Here is an 18256-nt window from a genome sequence, read left to right on the forward strand (position 1 = left end):
CCTCATTTTCACATCATAATGGTACATTTACTTTTACGCTCGTTCGTTTCTTGCTACTTACAACTTTAATTGTTCCACTAACTAATTCTACTCTTTCACGCATCGTAGTCATACCGAGTGATTTTTTCTCTTTTATATCTTTTTCTACAAAGCCATTTCCTTGATCAACTATTTCTAATGATACATTTTTCTCAGTCACTGTAAAATAAACCGTCGCTTCTTTTACACCTGCATGCTTACTTACATTGTTTAACGCTTCTTGTCCAATGCGCCATAATGCCTCTTCTACCACACGAGGTAAGTCACGAACACCGGTAACTTGCTCCCTAATTTTCAATCCTAAGTTTTCACCGTACTGCTTTAGAGCAGGTAATAATCCTTTTTCTAATCCTGCCGGACGAAGCTGCCAAATTAATGTCCTCATTTCTTTTAATGCCCCTTGCGCTAGTTCACGCATGTCATGCAAAGATCGATCCACTTTTTCGTTTTGACCTTTTAAAACTGCCTCAGCACCTTTTGTCATAAAGGTTAATGAAAATAATTTCTGTGAAACAGAATCATGTAAATCTCTTGCTAATCGATTTCTTTCTTCCATTCGTACAAGTTCACGACGCTGCTCGTTTAATCTTAAATTCTCTATTATTAACGAAATATGATTCGATAGCGCTTGGATTACATCTATTGTATTCACATCAAATTCTCCATTATTTAAACTTACACATAAAACACCAAATACATGGCTTTGAATATGTATTGGCGTAGCAATAACAGCTCCATTTAGATGTACATTATGACCAATTTGACGTTTTAAAAGAACCGATTCACCTTTTACTAGCGCCTTCTTTGCCGCTTCTTTTACATCTTCTTGTAACTCTTCCTGACTAAAAGACGCTCGCAAAGATAATTCTTTTTCTTCTCTAATAAAAAACGCCACTTGATTCCATTGAAATACTTCACCTACGTGATTTACAACTTTTTCAGGTAATACATTAAACCTATGAATTGTTTTTAAATCTTGAATAAAACGTTCCAATTTCACATAATAATGTGCTCTTCGTTTTTCATTTTCATATAATTTCGTTCGTTTTAAAGCCGTCCCAATTTGGAAAGCAACGGATTGGAGCAATACTAATTCTTCTTCTGAAAAATGTGTTTTACCTGGACTCGCTACATTTAATAAGCCAAACTTTTCTCCTCCTGCTTTTAAAGGAACTGTAGCATGATGAAGAATTCCTTCTGTATCTCCCCAATTGTATTCAATTGCATTATTAATTCTTTTACATTCAATAATGTTAACAGCTCGTTCTAATTTCCCATCTACAAATCCACGTAAACACCAACATTCACCTTCACACATCGGGCGTTTGTTTTCATATGTCAGTGCCTCTGGTAACTGGTAATCGATCAACTTCGTATACTTCCCATTTTCATCCGCAAGAAAGATCCATCCTGTCGTCAAACCTGTTACACTTAGCAATTTTTCTAGCACCGCTTGCAATACATGATATGTATCATTTGATGTATTTAGTGTTTCTGCAATTTCTTTTAATATAACTAATTCATTTGTACGATTATCTCGAAACATGCTCAATCTCCTACATACAAGATTTTAAATCGCCTCTAAAGTAAATCATCTACTTTTCACTTTGTACTTATTCGTAACATTGATATAATGGTGAAAACATAGTTTTCATTATATCACTTGAGGGGGATTTCATAATGACATTAAATAAAGCACTTACTATCGCTGGTTCTGATACAAGTGGCGGTGCTGGTATACAAGCAGATTTAAAAACATTCCAAGAACTTGGCGTATATGGAATGACATCTCTTACGACGATCGTAACGATGGATCCACATAACGGTTGGGCACATAACGTATTCCCAATCCCAGCTTCTACATTAAAACCACAATTAGAAACAACAATTGAAGGTGTTGGCGTAGATGCTTTAAAAACGGGTATGCTTGGATCAGTAGAAATTATTGAAATGGTTGCAGAAACAATTGAAAAGCATAATTTCAAAAACGTAGTAGTTGATCCTGTTATGGTATGTAAAGGCGCAGATGAAGCATTACATCCTGAAACGAATGATTGCTTACGTGACGTTTTAGTTCCAAAAGCATTAGTTGTAACACCAAACTTATTTGAGGCTTACCAATTAAGCGGCGTGAAAATTAATTCTCTTGAGGACATGAAAGAAGCAGCGAAGAAAATCCACGCTTTAGGTGCTAAATACGTCCTAATTAAAGGCGGTAGTAAACTAGGTACAGAAACTGCAATCGACGTCCTATATGACGGAGAAATATTCGATCTTCTAGAATCAGAAAAAATTGATACTACCAACACACACGGCGCTGGTTGTACATATTCTGCTGCAATTACAGCAGAACTTGCAAAAGGAAAATCTGTGAAAGAAGCAGTAAAAACTGCTAAAGAATTTATCACAGCTGCTATTCGTTACTCATTCAAGATTAACGAATACGTAGGACCAACTCATCATGGTGCATATCGTAAATTCGTTGCACCGAAAGAGCTTGTCTAGCGTATAAATAAAAACACCCGCAGAGCTAATACGTTGGCTCTGTGGGTGTTTTTTTTAATAAACTTTACATCTTCTGGTCATCTTACCTTTAAGATGCAGAATTGACCTGATTTCTACCATTTCTTTTTGAGTAATATAATGCGTCATCAGCCGCTTGAATAAGCTGTTCCTGTGATCCTTTATACTCTGAAATCCCTACCGACACTGTGATTTTTATTTTCGTTCCATCTAACAATTGAAATGAATGTTTTTCAACAGCTATACGGATTTGTTCCCCAAGATGAATACCATAAGATAGTCCCCTCTGCGGTATCAAAAGTGCAAATTCCTCTCCACCCTTTCGAAAAACCAAATCCGGAAATGTTGAAATTCCTCTTAAAATACACCCTATTTGTTTTAACACTTCGTCTCCTGCAGGATGCCCATACGTATCATTTACATACTTAAAGTGATCAATATCTATAAGTAGTAAACAAAGTGAATCATTTTCCATGTGTTTATTACCAATATGATGATTCATCTCTAGATCAAACTGCCTTACGTTTCCTAAACCTGTCAATGCGTCTATCGTTGCGTATTGCTTCATCGTTTGAAATAGCTCATTGGATTGTAAAACATAGTTTGCACTTACGAATGTTATGTAGCCTGTAGTAATACTTGAAATTAAATACAGTACAACTACAGATATATCGTTAAATAATATATACATCGGTACTACTAAAATAGAAAGGCAGTATACGTGTAACCATATCAACTTTAACATAATGGAAATTTGCATTCTTGCAATAAAGATAACACCAATTCCACTTAATACAATTGTATAGCAAGCCAATTCAGAGGCTAAAGAGTACTCAGTAAAAACTATCCTTGTAATTAAAATCATAATAACTGTTATACTACTAGCTATCGGGCCTCCAACTATAATTGCTAAAATAACAGCTAGATAGCGTAGATCCAACATAATATCTTCAATATGTACACCAAAATGCATTAGTAATATACCTAATATTCCAGTAAAAATACCTACTACACATTTCTGCCAGAAAGAGAATCCTTCTTTTAACGGACTATCTCTTAAAAGCTGACCTCCAATAAAGATAAAGGAAAGAATGATTGTTGTGTTTACAAATAAATCCCTTAACATAAAATAATCTCCCTACTTTTTCGTCTATCCCTTTCCTTACTTTATTGTATACGAACTCCCTATAATTCCCAAAGCTTTTTATTTGTTTTTGCTGTTCCACGTGAAACAGCAAAAAATAAAAAAGGACGAAGATTCGTCCCTTTTTTATTAACAACAACGTGATATCTTGCCGCCTTTCGCATTAAATCTAGCTTCTTGCGCCTCAGCGAAAAATTGCTTCTGACATACAATCTCTTCTTCTGGATGATGCTTTTTCATATGCTCCACATATGCTTCATAACTTGGTACCCCTACAAGTAAACTAATAAACTGTTTCCTTTTACCCCATACTTGCCGTAGTTTTTTAAGCATAATTCCTCGACTCACTTTCATCCCTAGGAATATATGGTGCCTCTTTTAACGGCATCGGCTTATTTCTTAATACTTGAATCCAAATTCGAATTGCAGAAATTAATACGGCGATTACAACTATCATAAAAATCCCACAAAGTGCAGCATCGATATAATCATTGAAAATAATTTGTTTCATTTGAGCGACATTTTTAGCTGGAGCTAACACTTTCCCCTCATCTAATGCTCCCTGAAACACCTTTGCATGAGATAGAAATCCTATTTTTGGATTTTCATGAAATAGCTTTTGATAACCAGCTGTCATTGTTACAATTAACAATCCGACAGTCGGGATAAGTGTCACCCAAACATACACCTTTTTCCCCATTTTGAATAAAATTGTCGTCCCAAGTAATAATGCAATACCCGCTAACATTTGGTTTGCAATACCGAACAATGGCCATAATGTATTAATTCCACCAAGTGGATCTATTACTCCTTGGTATAAGAAATATCCCCAACCTAATACACATAACGTTGTAGCTATTACATTCGCTAATGTAGAATCTGTTTTCGCAAACGGCTTATATACATGTCCTAAAATATCTTGAATCATAAAGCGACCGACACGCGTTCCTGCATCAATCGTTGTTAAAATAAATAGTGCTTCAAAAAGAATGGCAAAATGATACCAAAATGCCATCATTGCGGTCCCACCTATTACTTGTGAGAAAATATATGCCATACCTATCGCTAACGTTGGTGCGCCACCTGTACGTGATAAAATCGTTTGTTCTCCAACGTTTACAGCAAGATCTTTTAATTCATTTGGTGTAATAGCAAATCCCCATGAAGAAATAACTTGGGCCGCCTGAGATACATCCGTACCGATAAGTGCTGCCGGACTGTTAATTGCAAAATAAGTTCCTGGTGTTAATACACAAGCCGCAATCATAGCCATCGCTGCTACAAACGACTCCATCAACATTGCTCCATAACCGATTGGCTGTGCATGCCCCTCTTGCTCAATCATTTTTGGCGTCGTACCAGATGAAACAAGCGCATGGAATCCAGACACCGCCCCACAGGCAATCGTAATAAATAAGAACGGGAATAAGTTACCTGAGAAAACAGGGCCTGTTCCATCGATAAATTTTGAAACTGCTGGCATTTGTAAATCTGGTGCTACAATTAAAATACCGATTGCCAATCCAACAATTGTCCCTACTTTTAAAAATGTACTTAAATAATCACGCGGTGCCAAAAGCATCCAAACTGGTAATGCCGATGCAATAAATCCATATACGATAAGCATAATAGCAATTGTTTCACCACTAAACGTAAACATACTTGCAAGCGTTGGGTTTTCAGCTACATACTGACCTCCAATAAGAGATAGAATAAGTAGAATAATACCAATTACCGATCCTTCACCAACCCGGCCAGGTCTAATGTAGCGCATGTATACTCCCATTAAAATAGCGATAGGAATCGTTGCCGCTATCGTAAACATTCCCCAAGGGCTTCCGATAAGTGCCTTTACTACAACTAATGCTAATACTGCTAATAAAATAATCATAATGCCTAAAATACCTATCATGGCAATGAGCCCAGTCACAGGGCCTATCTCATCTTTAATCATTTCACCTAACGATTTACCATTACGTCTCATCGAAGCAAATAAAATTACAAAATCTTGTACAGCTCCAGCGACCACTACCCCGACAATAATCCAAATTGTCCCTGGTAAATATCCCATCTGTGCTGCCAAAATAGGTCCTACTAAAGGCCCTGCCCCAGCAATTGCTGCAAAGTGATGCCCGAATAATACCCACTTATTTGTCGGCACATAATCTTTTCCATCATTCAATGTATGGGCTGGCGTTTGCCGATTATTATCTAAATCAAAAACCTTTCTCGCTATAAATCTACTATAAAATCGATAAGCAACTGCATACACACATACTGCAGCTACTAAGAGCCACACAGCATTAATAGTTTCACCTTGTGATAAAGCTATTACACCAAAAGCACCTGCTCCTACTGCCGTAATAACCCCCCAAAGTAAAATCGACTTCAACGTCTTCACATACAATCCCCCCAATACTACTTCTTAGTGGAGATTGTACTAAATTTTCTGAATATTTAAGTTGAATCCTCCTTATCATGAAGGATTTTTAGTTTATCATGTTAAAATACTCTCATTACCTACTATAATTCAATTTTATTTCGAAGGCGCTTTACATAATTACGGCTGACTGGAATCGGTTGCTCATCATACCTGTCTAAATATAAATTATACGTGCCGTTATAATATGGTTTCAGTTCTTGTACATATGACATATTAATTAAATAGCTTTTATGCACACGTAAAAAATCATATACATTTAGTTTATTTTCCAATTCCTGAAGTGTATATGTTGAAATATACTGATTATTTGTTGTATAAATTGAAACCGTCTTATTCTCCTTATTTTTACTCACATATACAATATCTTCTGGGAAAACATATCTAATTCCCTCTTGACCTTCTATCGGTAGTTTTCGCAAATAACTCTTTGCTCTCTCTCCTTGCTCTTTACCCATTCTATATAAAAGAAATTGTAAATCTTCTTCACGAAATGGTCGTAATAAATAATAAAATGCTTGAAAACGAAATGCTGTAATGGATTCTTCTATATCCTCACCCATAAAAATAAATTTCGTATAGCAATTTACTTCTCGTAATAAACTCGCATATTCAAAACCAGTACCATCTATTAATTGCGAACTTAAAAAAACAAAATCTGGTGTATGTTTTTTCATTATTAACAAAGATTCTGTTCCTGTATTCGCTTCAAAACATTCTATATTTCGAATATTCTCAGTAAAGTTCTCAACTAATTTCCTTCGCTCTTCTGCCTCTTCCATGATAAGTAAAATTTTCATTTATCCAACCACCTAATTCCTTTGTCCGTATGTCCTGTTGTATACATTCTCTTTAATAAGAAACAATCCCTTTTTCTTACTATACCATTATTTATCTAAAAAAACAGAAAAAAGGAAACCACCTCGGTCCCCCCTTTCCTTTTACGCTAATTCTCGTTGCTTCGTTTCTTGCCCAAGTATAACTACAGCAAATGCTCCAATTAAAATTGATCCACAGAAGATCGTAAATATTAGCGAAAGTGAAGCTTGTGCAGCAACTAAATAGCCTACTAATAACGGGCCAATAATACCACCAATACGGCCAAATGCGGCCGCCATTCCTGCACCTGTACCACGAATAGCTGTCGGATACTGTTCAGGTGTATAAGCGTATAATGCCCCCCAGGCACCTAAATTAAAGAAGGATAGTAACATGCCTGCCACGATTAAAACTGTTAATGAATCTGCAACTCCAAACAAGTAGGCACTGCACGCTGTACCGATTAAATACGTAACTAAAACAAACTTTCGCCCAAGACGTTCAATAAACCAAGCGGCTGTGAAATACCCTGGAAGTTGAGCTAATGTCATAATAAGTACGTACTGGAAACTTTTTATTAAACTAAATCCTTTTAATACCATTACACTAGGTAACCAAAGGAACATTCCATAATAGGAAAAGACAACACAAAACCATAAAATCCATAACATAATTGTAGCTTTACGATATTCTCCAGACCAAACTGACTTTATATTTTCGATAACAGACGGTCTTTTCTCGACCCTTTCAAATCTCGGAGAATCTGGTAAATTCCATCTTAAATATAAAGCATATAGTGCCGGAACCGCACTCAACACCATCGCAACTTCCCAACCATATTTCGGAATAACGAAATATGAGATAAGAGCTGCAATTAGCCAGCCACCTGCCCAAAAACTTTCTAATAGCACAACTATTTTACCTCGTTCATGTGCTTCAACACTCTCTGATACTAGTGTAGAGGCAACCGGAAGCTCACCGCCAAGCCCCATACCAATTAAAAATCTTAAAACGAGGAACATCGCGAGTGTCGTCGTTAAAGCAGTTAAACCACTACCGATAGAAAATAGTAATAATGTAATAATAAAGACTGATTTTCGGCCTATTTTATCCGATAGTATCCCAAAAAGGAGCGCTCCTACTGCCATACCAATTGAATTAATACTACCTATCCATCCCATTTCTTGCGTACTTAATCCCCAATCTTTTTGGAGTGCCACCATTACAAATGAAAGCATTCCAACATCCATTGCATCAAATAGCCATCCAAGCCCCGCTATGCCAAGTAGCTTTCGCTTCGAAATTTCTTTTACCTTGCCCACAAGAAGTCCTCCTCACACAGGTGTCTTTACACATCATTTTACATGTGTGAATTACATAAGTAAAATACTTTCGTGTAAAAAATTCTCCTTCATCATTCCCAAAATTTAAAATATTTATCAAAAATCAACAAAAAAAAGTAGCGAGATTTCGCTACTTTTTTGAACGCATTACTTCTTTTAAAAATTCCGCTAATACTAACTGACGACGCCAGCGTGTTGGATTACTACATAACCTGTAAAACCACTCTAAATGAATCGCTTGAATCCACTTTGGTGCGCGTTTTACCTCTCCCGCCCATACGTCTAAACTTCCACCTACTCCAACAGCCATTTTCGTTTCTAAACGATGCTTATTGTTTTGGATAAAGTTCTCTTGTCTTGGGAAACCAAGTGCAACAAGTAGTAGATCTGGTTTTGCTTCTTGAATACGAGAAACGATATTCTCTTCTTCTTCTTGCTTAAAATACCCATCTTGCGTACCAACAATAGATACAGCTGAATATGTCTTCTTTAAATGATCCGCTGCAGCTTGTACAACATGTGGTTTTGCTCCTAATAAGAAAACGGATACTGGTTTATTCTCTTCTGATAACTTCGCAAACAAATTACACATTAAATCAAAACCTGCTACACGCTCTTTTACAGGTGTACCAAGCATACCACTTGCTTTTACAACCCCAATACCATCAGGTGTAATTAAATCTGTATTTAATAATGTTTTATGGAACTTTTCATCCTTTTTTGCACACATAACAATTTCAGGATTTGCTGTTACTACCTGAAAGGTATCATTTTGCTCCGATTCTAGTTGTTCCTTTAAATATTGGACTGTTTCATCCATTGTCATTGTAGAGAAAGGAACGCCTAGAATATCAACTGTTTGTACTGCCATAATTAAATATCCTCTCTATTTCAATAAAAGTTTTTTATATGCACTACGAGTATCTTCATACAAATTCTTTAGCGAGAAATGAGTAGATGCGTAATCATATAAACGATTTCCCATCTCTTCTAATTCCCCATTCAACCACTTTTCATAAGCATTTTCTAATGATTTTGCTAACGAATCTGCATCACCAATCGGTACAATCCATCCATATGTATCATCAACTATTAGCTTTCTCATATCCCCCACATTTGTTGCAATAGATGTTAAGCGTTGATTAGCTGCTTCTAATAAAACAAGAGGGAAACTTTCACTATAAGAAGTTAACAAATTAATGTGTGCAGATGCATATAATTCTTTTGAATCTGTACGAAAACCTAGAAAAACCACCTTATCCTCTAAGTTTTTTTGTTTCACCATCGCTTTTAATTCTGCTTCTATAGGTCCATCACCAAGCAAAAGTATCTTTATATTTTGGATTTTAATTTTTTGTAACGCTTCAAATAAAATACTATGTCCTTTAACAGGATGAAGACGAGCTACTTGGATCGCTGTAAATACTCCTTCATCGATACCAAATTCACTCTTATCATAAGCCTTTGCTGGAATATTATCATACTCAATTCCATTATAAATTGTACAAATTTTCTCTTCTGATACCCCAAGCTTTATTATATTTTCCTTAAAGTTTTCCGTAATTGCAAAAAACAAATCTACCTTCTTGAAAGAACGTAAATTTAATTTCGTAAATACCCATCCTTTTAATCCCCCCTTCATAAAATCTAAGGTTGGATCACTATGAACGGTCATTATCCATTTCGCTTTTATACCTTTTTTCAAGAGGGAGAGGTAGAAATTCGCTCGTGCGCCATGTGTATGCACAATGTCAAATTGATTTTCATTAATAAATGATTTTATTTTTGAAAGAATTGATAGGTCGTACCGAGATGACTGAGTAAAAACATGTACTTGAATACCAAGGTTCCTCGCTTCTCTAGCAATCGCCCCTTCTTCAAATACCATTAATTCCACTTCTTTCTGTGGAAACTGAGATAAGAGTGAAATAATATGTGTTTTCCCCCCACCTTCTTCTGCACCAGCATTAATATGCAACACTTTCATTTCTTACATCCTCCATTTTTATTTTTATTTACTATAACAAAAATAAAAGCTAACATATGCTAGCTTTTATTTTTCTATCATTCAATTTCCAAGTCAACTATTAAATATGCCATGAGTAATACTAAGTAAAAACTTACTCCAGGTGCCATTAAAATATGTCCAGCGATAAATGAGATACCTAACCCTAACAGGATTGCTGCAATTACCATTGCGTACCTCACTGTAAATATTTGTTTAAACTTAGTAAATACACATGCGATGAATTTAATACCAAAGTATACGAACGGAACTACCAGTAAAATAAATCCTATAATTCCGAATGAATAGAACCAATCATGAAAATCACGTTCAATTAATTTCGGATCTGCTTTATAGTTACCAGCATACCCCATACCTAATAATTTTTGAGACATTGGGGCTTCCTTATAAAAATCTTTATACATTTGCTCGAATATTTGACGCCCACTAAAAATAATAGCTTGAGTTTCTTCCTTTTTCTCAGCTACTTTTTCTTTCTCTTTTTCTTTCTCTCTTTCTTTTTCTTGTTCCTTTTCTTTCTCTGTCACTGGAGGTTTATGCTCTTTCGCTTCCTCTTTCTTTCTCTCTTCATTTTTCGCACTCTGTTGCTGTTCAATAAATTGGAAATGGAATCCCATATTTTTCATGAATGGCGAAAAAGGTGTATATGCCATTATGCCTACAAAAACAGTCATTGCAATAAAACCATTTAATAAATAGACATTTTTCTTTCCATCTTTACGCTGTGTAAATGCCTGGATAAAGCACATAACAACTGCAATAGCCATTGCCACAAAGATGGCTCCTACACCAACTTTCGTTCCAATTGCAAATAGTGAATAGACAACTAAAACTGAAGGAATCCAATAATATACTTTACCTATACTTTTTGTTTTTTCAATTGAATACAAAATAACAATTGGGCACATGATGGCTAAAATAGATCCTAGCTCGTTACCTGCATAAAACCAACCACGAGACCCTAATTTCAACCACGTATAACTATTGTAATCTGTTCCCGTTGCAATCGAAACTACCATTACTATTCCTATGATTAACGATGCATACGTAATATATTCAAGCATTTTTGAATGTCTTTTTTCTTTTAAAGATTTAAAAACAAACACATAACAAGTAAGCATAACAAACGGATATAAAGCTTTTGCTATAAACTTAACTTCTTCTGTAAACACCATAGGGTTCTTTGTAAATTTATTATTTATTAACCCAATAGTGAAAACAATTCCAACTAGAATTATATACGATATATATTTTATACTCTCTCTCTTCTTTGTTTGAATTAAAATATATATTCCACCTAGAAGCATAACGAATAAACGTGTAATAACTCCAATAGTCGTATCAATTTTTAAAACCATTATACAAAATGCTGTAAGCAAATCTAAAATGGGTTGCAACAAAATAAAGATTAATAGAAAATTTTCAAATTTATTACTTGTACTATTTTCCCTTAACATCTAGAACCTCCATAACTTATACCTAAATTCACTCTATACAATTATTATTATTTTTCTCATCTCAAATATGTATTATAACATATATTTTTTAATTAAACGTCTCACATTTCTATCCAACCTTACCTCATAAAAAAAGTAAATTTGCATTTTCAAACGCTTTCCTTCCTTATTTTTTCTTTTTTTCTACATGTAACGAAAATGCATTGTTATTTACATAACTTTAGTGTATATTTTTTCTCTGGAACATCTTTAGGAGGAAGGGATTACAGCCATGTTATTAATCGACATATTTACGTTTCTTGGCATTATCGCCGCTGCTATTTCTGGTACATTAGTTGGTTTAAAAAAAGATTTAGATTTATTCGGTGTCCTTTGTTTAGCTGTAGCTACTGCGCTCGGCGGCGGTATTATTCGTGATATTATGATCGGTAACCTGCCTCCTGTCGCATTTGTAAAACCTATTTACTTTTTCGTAAGCGTATTATCAGCACTATTTACTTGTATGTTTTTTGAGCGTATCAATAAACTTCAAGTCGTTATTATGCTTTCTGATGCTGTTGGCTTAGGTGTTTTTACAGCCATTGGTGCAAATGCGGCAATGTCACATCATGTTGATGCCTCATTTTTAGTTGTTTCAATGGGAGTCATTACGGGGATTGGAGGCGGTATTTTGCGTGATATATGCGCCCAAGATATCCCTTACGTATTCCGAAAAGAAATTTACGCAATCGCTTCTATATTAGGAGCAATTAGCTTCTTAATCACACATGCAATGGGGGCGCACGTATTAGCTTTCTATGTTTGTTTATTAGTAACATTCATTATTCGTGTCGTCACTGTAATATATAATGTACATTTCCCTGTTTTCTTTAAAACACATGCTAAAATTAATAAAGGTCATTAAGAGAATTCTACATAGAATTCTCTTAATTTATATACTATTCTATACACAGATATAGAGTAATTGAATATAAAAATATATAATTATATTAGAAACAAAAATGAAAACGCTTCACAAACAGGGGGAAGAACGATGCTTGGGGTTTTTAAAAAACATACTCATAAAACAAACACCAGTATAATTGAATTAAGTAAGGAACAACAAATAACCTTTAACGTACCTGCTAATTCCGAATTAAGGATTCAAATGGATATGCTACATATTTCAAAGGAAGATTTACAAATTGTAAAAGTACTACAGCCCTTTATTTATGAGGAAATAGATTGGATTACAGAAAAATTCTATGCCAATATTACAAAACAACCTAATTTAATTACTATTATTGAACGTTACAGCTCTATTCCAAAACTAAAACAAACTTTAAAAACACATATTAAAGAATTATTCAGTGGAGATATGCACGAAGATTTTATTGAACAACGTGTCAGAATTGCCAAAAGACATGTTCAAATTGGCTTACATAGAAAATGGTATACGGCTGCCTATCAAGAATTATTCCGTTCCATCATAAAGATTTTACAAACAAAGATTACAATAATCGATGATTTTTCATATTCTATAAATGTAATAAACAAATTATTCACACTTGAACAAGAGCTTGTTCTTGCAGCTTATGAATCTGAGTATGAACAAATTCAAAAAGAACATGAAAAAGAAAAAGAAATAACGGCTATGACAATTACACATATTGCAAATGAACTAGCAGCTGTATCTGAAAAAACAAGCTCTTCTATTCAAAAGTTAACTGCTAAATCCGAAACTATTGTAGAGATTGCCAAAACCGGTACATCATTAGCAACAACATCAGAAGAAAAAGCTAATAAAGGTAAAGAACAATTAAATCAGCAAAACAAACGAATGGGATACATTCAAACAAATATGGAAACTATCATTACAGATACTCATGAACTTCTCAATATTTCCAACAAAATTAACGAAATCATAGATATCGTTAAATCAATTGCAGAGCAAACAAATTTACTAGCACTAAACGCTGCTATTGAATCTGCACGTGCTGGAGAGTTTGGCAAAGGTTTTTCTGTTGTAGCTGGAGAAATCCGAAAATTATCAGAGCAAACGAAAGAATCTATCTCCAACGTTACAAAACTCGTTGAAAAAACAAATGAACAGATTATTCATGTTTCTTCTTCTGTAAAACAAATTAGTTCTCTCGTATCTGAAGGAACTGATAGTATGTACGCGACAGATCAATACTTCCATGAAATCGTAAAAGATATGTCTAATTCGAAAGAACAGAATAAAAAAATTGAAAATGAATTAGAAGCTATTTCGCAAGTAATGAAGGGCATTCAAGACGATTCTTCAAAAATGGCTCTAACAGCTGATAGTCTACAACTAGAACTAAACCGATAAGGCGAAACTTATATTAATAACGATTTTTCATCATCTAACAATAAAAAGAATCCATTTTGGATTCTTTTTATTTTCTAAAAAATATTTTTTGACAATATATATAACTCATATAGACACCAAAGCTTTGTAAAATAAACAATGCTGGCATAATAATATTATAGTATGCCATATCTACTTGAAAGATTTTTAGCAATACATATCCGCTAATCAACAATAAGAACAACATGTATCCTTCATTCTTTTGTTTCTTAATAAGAAAATGTAATAAAGCTATAGCCATGAATAATGTTATTGCTATATATATCAGCTTTTCACATTTGAATAGGATAGAATTTATCCCCTCATCTGAAAACTGATTCATTACTGGTTTTAGCAGTTTAAATCTTTCACTCTCAATCTCTTTTAACTTTTGATCAATATGTTCTATTACAGTTTGATTTCCCGGTATTTTTTCCTCTTTTTGATTTTTACCGATTAAAACCGATTGAACATACGTCTCATTCGAAATCGTATATTGTGACATTCCCATCGTCTTAATTCCGTAACTCACGCCAAAATGAACACTATAAAATAGAATAAGCATCCCTATCATCTTTAATAGTATTTTTTGTTTCGTTGCGGATTGAAACAATTCAATTAACAACACATATACCGCAATAAAAATAGGAAGAAATAACCCCATTGGGAACAGCATATTGCTAAATGCAAATAAAACCGCTGAAAGCACCCACATATAAGGATGATCTAATCCTTTATATAAAAGTATGTAACAAGCAAAATAAAATAAGCATATTGCGAGCGATTCAGGCGCTAATAAGGAACTCATAAATATATTTGGAATATATAAAGCGTAAAATACGGACGCAACGCGACCACATTCTTCCCCAAAAACCATAGCGGCAATACGATAAATTAAAAACGCAGTTCCTGTACAGAACAAAATATTAAATAACTGTAAAACAAATGCCGTATCACCAAATATACGAATAACTATCGATTCATAAATGATAAAGGGTAACTGTGTTATATTCTCTATATTATTGCCAATTGCAATCTGCTTTGCAGACTCATACATCGCTTTCATATCACCGATAATCGGAACATCTACAATTAACACCATACTAACTCTCACAACTATAGATACGCTCATAAGAAAAATAAAAAATTGTTTATCTGTAAAACGATATTGTAAAATTGATGCCACTAACAATATGAGGATGACGAAAATTGCCAATACGATTGTTACACTCGTTGTACTTCCTCCAAAAAATTGCTTACTTGTTTCAAACGCTGACCAACAACTATAAACAAAAAATGCGAGCATCGCACCAATCATTATTTTACTGAAAAAAGACGAAAAATTTGTTTGTATATGATTCATATGTCCATTGCACCTCTATCTCCATTCATAACAAAACGATTCTATCATGAATAGGTACACGGCTGATAGGGAATTTCTATGACAAATATATAGTCATTACTTTTTCACTTGCAATGTAAGCGAATCCTCTTTTACACTACACTTTAGACAAAATAAATTTTCTTTCAGTTACATGAATATACTTTCAAAAGTATTATTACTCCTCTACTCATACATTTTACTTGTTTAAATACCCGGTAAAATCAAATAGGAACTAACCTTCCTTTTATGTCATAAAGAACATGTCACTCTGATTGAAAATGTACACTAGGGGCTGAATATATGGAAAAGAAATTTATGAGAGAATCAAAAGCAATTAAAACAACACGTGTTTTTCCAAATGATTTAAACAACCATCAAACATTATTTGGTGGCAAATTATTGGCTGAAATTGATAGTATTGCTTCTATTGCAGCAGCAAGGCATAGTCGCAAGCATTGTGTGACAGCATCCATTGATTCTGTTGATTTTTTAACACCTATTCATCAAGCTGACTCTGTTTGTTATGAGGCATTTGTTTGCTATACTGGTAAATCATCTATGGAAGTCTTCGTAAAAATAATTGCAGAAAATTTATTAGAGGGAGAACGCCGTATCGCCGCTACTTGCTTTATTACATTCGTAGCATTACAAGATGGCAAACCTTCTTCTGTACCTCAAGTATTACCAGAAACTGAGGAAGAACATTGGTTGCATAAAACTGGTTCCGAACGTGCTGAGACCCGAAAAAAAGGACGTTTAAAAAGCAAAGAAATGGCTGAGGTATTAACTTTAAATAAGCCTTGGAGTGTATAAAATTTCAATATCGAAAATACCTTCTGAGCGGATAACTAACTTGTATTCGCTCATTTCTTTATAAACAGTTCAAGTCTCTCATACAATCTCTACGTCTTTTCACAAATACTATGTAATATTTTTATACATATCTTGGCTAGGCTATTTCAATATTAACTTTTTCTAGTGTATAAAGTTCTATTTATAACTCGCTTCTAATCGAGGAATAGTTGCTTTACAAAGTTTATGTAAGGTACACTTATACGGGCGGTCAGCAAACTAATTTAAAAATTTGCAAGTTGTGTAGAAAACGCCTTGTTTTTTACTATATCAAAATACAATAAAGAACGATCATTATTCTTTACCAACTAAAAACAATTTCATTTTAGTTGAAGTAATTATCCCTACTTAAAAACTTTAATATAAAACGCATTTTAATTAAATTGTATTACTTTAATGGAAAGGTGAAACTATGCAAAAGTCTATTGTTTCAAATATTTTTTATAAAATACTACTCAATACGTTTAACATTATACTTCCAATCTTAGTTGGTCCATACGCATACCGCATGCTAGGAGCCAATTCGATGGGAACCGTTAACTTTGCTGAAACTATTTTTAATTACTTTTTCATATTCGCGGTTTTTGGTGTATATCAATATGGCTTACGTGAAGTTAGCTTAATTAAAAATGATAAAAAGAAAGTTTCTCAATTATTCACAAGTCTCTATGTAATTAATGTTACAACTAGCCTTTTAGCTTTATGTGCTTTTTTAACCTTTAGTTATATTGGATATGGAAATGAAAGCTTATTTCCTGTTCTTCTTATTTTTGGCTTCAATTTTATTTCCAATCTATTTTATGTGGAATGGTTCAATGAAGCGTATGAAAATTATGACTTCATCACTAAAAAAACAGTTATTGTTCGACTAATTTATGTTGTACTGCTTTTCTGCCTAGTTCATGGAGTGGATGATTATAAAACATTCGCAGGTTTATTAGCACTATCAACATTTTTAAATCATTCTATTAGCTTTGTATATGTGAAACGCCAAGTAAAGTTTGATTTTTCTAACTTAACCATTATCCCGCATTTAAAACCGTTGCTATTAGTCGTCATTTTTTCAAATGCTAATATTTTATATACACAATTAGATCGTCTTGTGTTAGGTGAATACGCCGGAAAAGCAGAGGTCGCTTACTACGTTATGGCTTTTCAAATTATGACCATTATTAATACACTTATGTTAAGCGTTGTACAAGTAACGATTCCACGGCTTTCTTACTTATCAGGAAATGCATCTGAAAGTGAGTATGAATCTTTGTTAAACAAAATTTCAAAGGTGTATTTTATTACCCTATTTCCCGCCGCAATTGGTTTAATGCTCATTGCTCACGGAGCTGTTGTCATTTATGGTGGATCAGAATTTGCTGGGGCTGGTAATACATTAATTGTGTTCGCTTTCTATATGATTACAGTTGGTATTGAATCTATTTTATCGAATCAAATTATTTATGTTAAAAAGAAGGAAGGTATTTTAGTACGCTTTTTATTCATTTGCGGGTTTATTAACCTAGCATCCAATATTGCACTAATATTCTTCCATGTGCTTACACCAGCGACAGCAATTTTCACAACTACAATTGCTAACAGTTTATTAATTGTACTTGAATATATTTATGTTAAAAAGAAATTAAAAGTGAATTATACATTATTTGATATGCAAAAACTTAAATATCTATTTTATTCACTAACATTTGTACCAATAGCATTCGTTATTCGTATGTTCGTATCTGGGCAAATACTACAAGTTCTCCTAGTCATGGTAGCATGCGGATTAACATATGCTCTTATCCTTTTCTTAACAAAGGATGAAATTCTCTTTACTCTAATAGAAAAAATACAAGCACGATTTAAAAAAGCTTAAACGTAATTC

15 protein-coding genes and 1 pseudogene are annotated in these 18256 nt (G+C 33.9%); 6 read left to right on the forward strand and 10 right to left on the reverse strand.

Features of this window, described 5'->3' with window-relative positions; genetic code table 11:
- Positions 1–13: 13 nt before the first annotated feature.
- Positions 14–1585: a GAF domain-containing sensor histidine kinase gene (locus BTOYO_RS13125; protein WP_000488134.1), complete on the reverse strand. Its 1572-nt coding sequence runs from the start codon at positions 1583–1585 to the stop codon at positions 14–16.
- Positions 1586–1719: 134 nt separating this feature from the next.
- Here BTOYO_RS13125 and pdxK point away from each other — a divergent pair, with 134 nt between their 5' ends.
- Positions 1720–2544, forward strand: a complete 825-nt coding sequence (gene pdxK / locus BTOYO_RS13130) for a pyridoxine/pyridoxal/pyridoxamine kinase (protein WP_000174247.1) — start codon at positions 1720–1722, stop codon at positions 2542–2544.
- Positions 2545–2632: 88 nt separating this feature from the next.
- Here the strand turns inward: pdxK and BTOYO_RS13135 are convergent, their stop codons facing one another.
- From BTOYO_RS13135 to BTOYO_RS13170, 8 genes are all read right to left on the reverse strand, one after another.
- A complete protein-coding gene (locus BTOYO_RS13135; RefSeq protein ID WP_000942910.1) occupies positions 2633–3688 on the reverse strand; it encodes a diguanylate cyclase in 1056 nt (351 codons plus the stop codon).
- A gap of 147 nt (positions 3689–3835) precedes the next feature.
- The gene (locus tag BTOYO_RS13140; RefSeq protein ID WP_000914411.1) at positions 3836–4039 is read right to left on the reverse strand and encodes a YbdD/YjiX family protein; all 204 of its coding nucleotides are present in this window, start codon (positions 4037–4039) and stop codon (positions 3836–3838) included.
- Positions 4032–6107 (reverse strand): carbon starvation protein CstA, encoded by a 2076-nt coding sequence (gene cstA, locus BTOYO_RS13145; protein ID WP_000854304.1) that lies wholly within the window; start codon positions 6105–6107, stop codon positions 4032–4034. Before cstA ends, BTOYO_RS13140 begins: the two co-directional genes overlap by 8 nt.
- Before the next feature lie 122 nt (positions 6108–6229).
- Positions 6230–6946 carry a LytR/AlgR family response regulator transcription factor gene (locus BTOYO_RS13150; protein WP_000698261.1) on the reverse strand — a complete coding sequence of 239 codons (717 nt, stop codon included), beginning with the start codon at positions 6944–6946 and terminating at the stop codon, positions 6230–6232.
- 141 nt (positions 6947–7087) lie between these two features.
- Entirely contained in the window at positions 7088–8287 is a 1200-nt protein-coding gene (locus tag BTOYO_RS13155) for an MFS transporter (protein ID WP_000521088.1), read from the reverse strand.
- Positions 8288–8438: 151 nt separating this feature from the next.
- The gene (locus BTOYO_RS13160) at positions 8439–9179 is read right to left on the reverse strand and encodes a WecB/TagA/CpsF family glycosyltransferase (protein ID WP_000290755.1); all 741 of its coding nucleotides are present in this window, start codon (positions 9177–9179) and stop codon (positions 8439–8441) included.
- 15 nt (positions 9180–9194) lie between these two features.
- Positions 9195–10295 (reverse strand): glycosyltransferase family 4 protein, encoded by a 1101-nt coding sequence (locus tag BTOYO_RS13165; RefSeq protein ID WP_000865929.1) that lies wholly within the window; start codon positions 10293–10295, stop codon positions 9195–9197.
- A gap of 77 nt (positions 10296–10372) precedes the next feature.
- The gene (locus BTOYO_RS13170) at positions 10373–11791 is read right to left on the reverse strand and encodes an O-antigen ligase family protein (RefSeq protein WP_000943143.1); all 1419 of its coding nucleotides are present in this window, start codon (positions 11789–11791) and stop codon (positions 10373–10375) included.
- 271 nt (positions 11792–12062) lie between these two features.
- On the opposite strand from BTOYO_RS13170, the gene BTOYO_RS13175 reads away from it, so the two are divergent.
- The 3 genes and pseudogenes from BTOYO_RS13175 to BTOYO_RS28320 all read left to right on the forward strand — a co-directional run bounded on the left by BTOYO_RS13175 (position 12063) and on the right by BTOYO_RS28320 (position 14126).
- On the forward strand, positions 12063–12695 hold the full coding sequence (locus BTOYO_RS13175; RefSeq protein WP_000924369.1) for a trimeric intracellular cation channel family protein: 633 nt from the start codon (positions 12063–12065) through the stop codon (positions 12693–12695).
- 249 nt (positions 12696–12944) lie between these two features.
- Positions 12945–13322, forward strand: a pseudogene (locus BTOYO_RS28315) (protoglobin family protein); the annotation flags it as partial.
- A complete protein-coding gene (locus BTOYO_RS28320; protein WP_370512683.1) occupies positions 13320–14126 on the forward strand; it encodes a methyl-accepting chemotaxis protein in 807 nt (268 codons plus the stop codon). The pseudogene BTOYO_RS28315 and the gene BTOYO_RS28320, both read left to right, overlap by 3 nt.
- A 67-nt stretch (positions 14127–14193) precedes the next feature.
- Here the strand turns inward: BTOYO_RS28320 and BTOYO_RS13185 are convergent, their stop codons facing one another.
- A complete protein-coding gene (locus BTOYO_RS13185) occupies positions 14194–15507 on the reverse strand; it encodes an ArnT family glycosyltransferase (protein WP_001015657.1) in 1314 nt (437 codons plus the stop codon).
- 321 nt (positions 15508–15828) lie between these two features.
- Between BTOYO_RS13185 and BTOYO_RS13190 the strand changes: the two genes are divergently transcribed.
- Together BTOYO_RS13190 and BTOYO_RS13195 are read left to right on the forward strand one after the other, a co-directional pair.
- Positions 15829–16341: an acyl-CoA thioesterase gene (locus BTOYO_RS13190; protein WP_000412115.1), complete on the forward strand. Its 513-nt coding sequence runs from the start codon at positions 15829–15831 to the stop codon at positions 16339–16341.
- 451 nt (positions 16342–16792) lie between these two features.
- The gene (locus BTOYO_RS13195; RefSeq protein ID WP_002040054.1) at positions 16793–18247 is read left to right on the forward strand and encodes an oligosaccharide flippase family protein; all 1455 of its coding nucleotides are present in this window, start codon (positions 16793–16795) and stop codon (positions 18245–18247) included.
- The last annotated feature ends 9 nt before the right edge of the window (positions 18248–18256 follow it).

Origin of the sequence: Bacillus toyonensis BCT-7112, from assembly GCF_000496285.1 — a bacterium.
In the GTDB taxonomy this organism is placed as follows: Bacteria; Bacillota; Bacilli; order Bacillales; family Bacillaceae_G; genus Bacillus_A; species Bacillus_A toyonensis.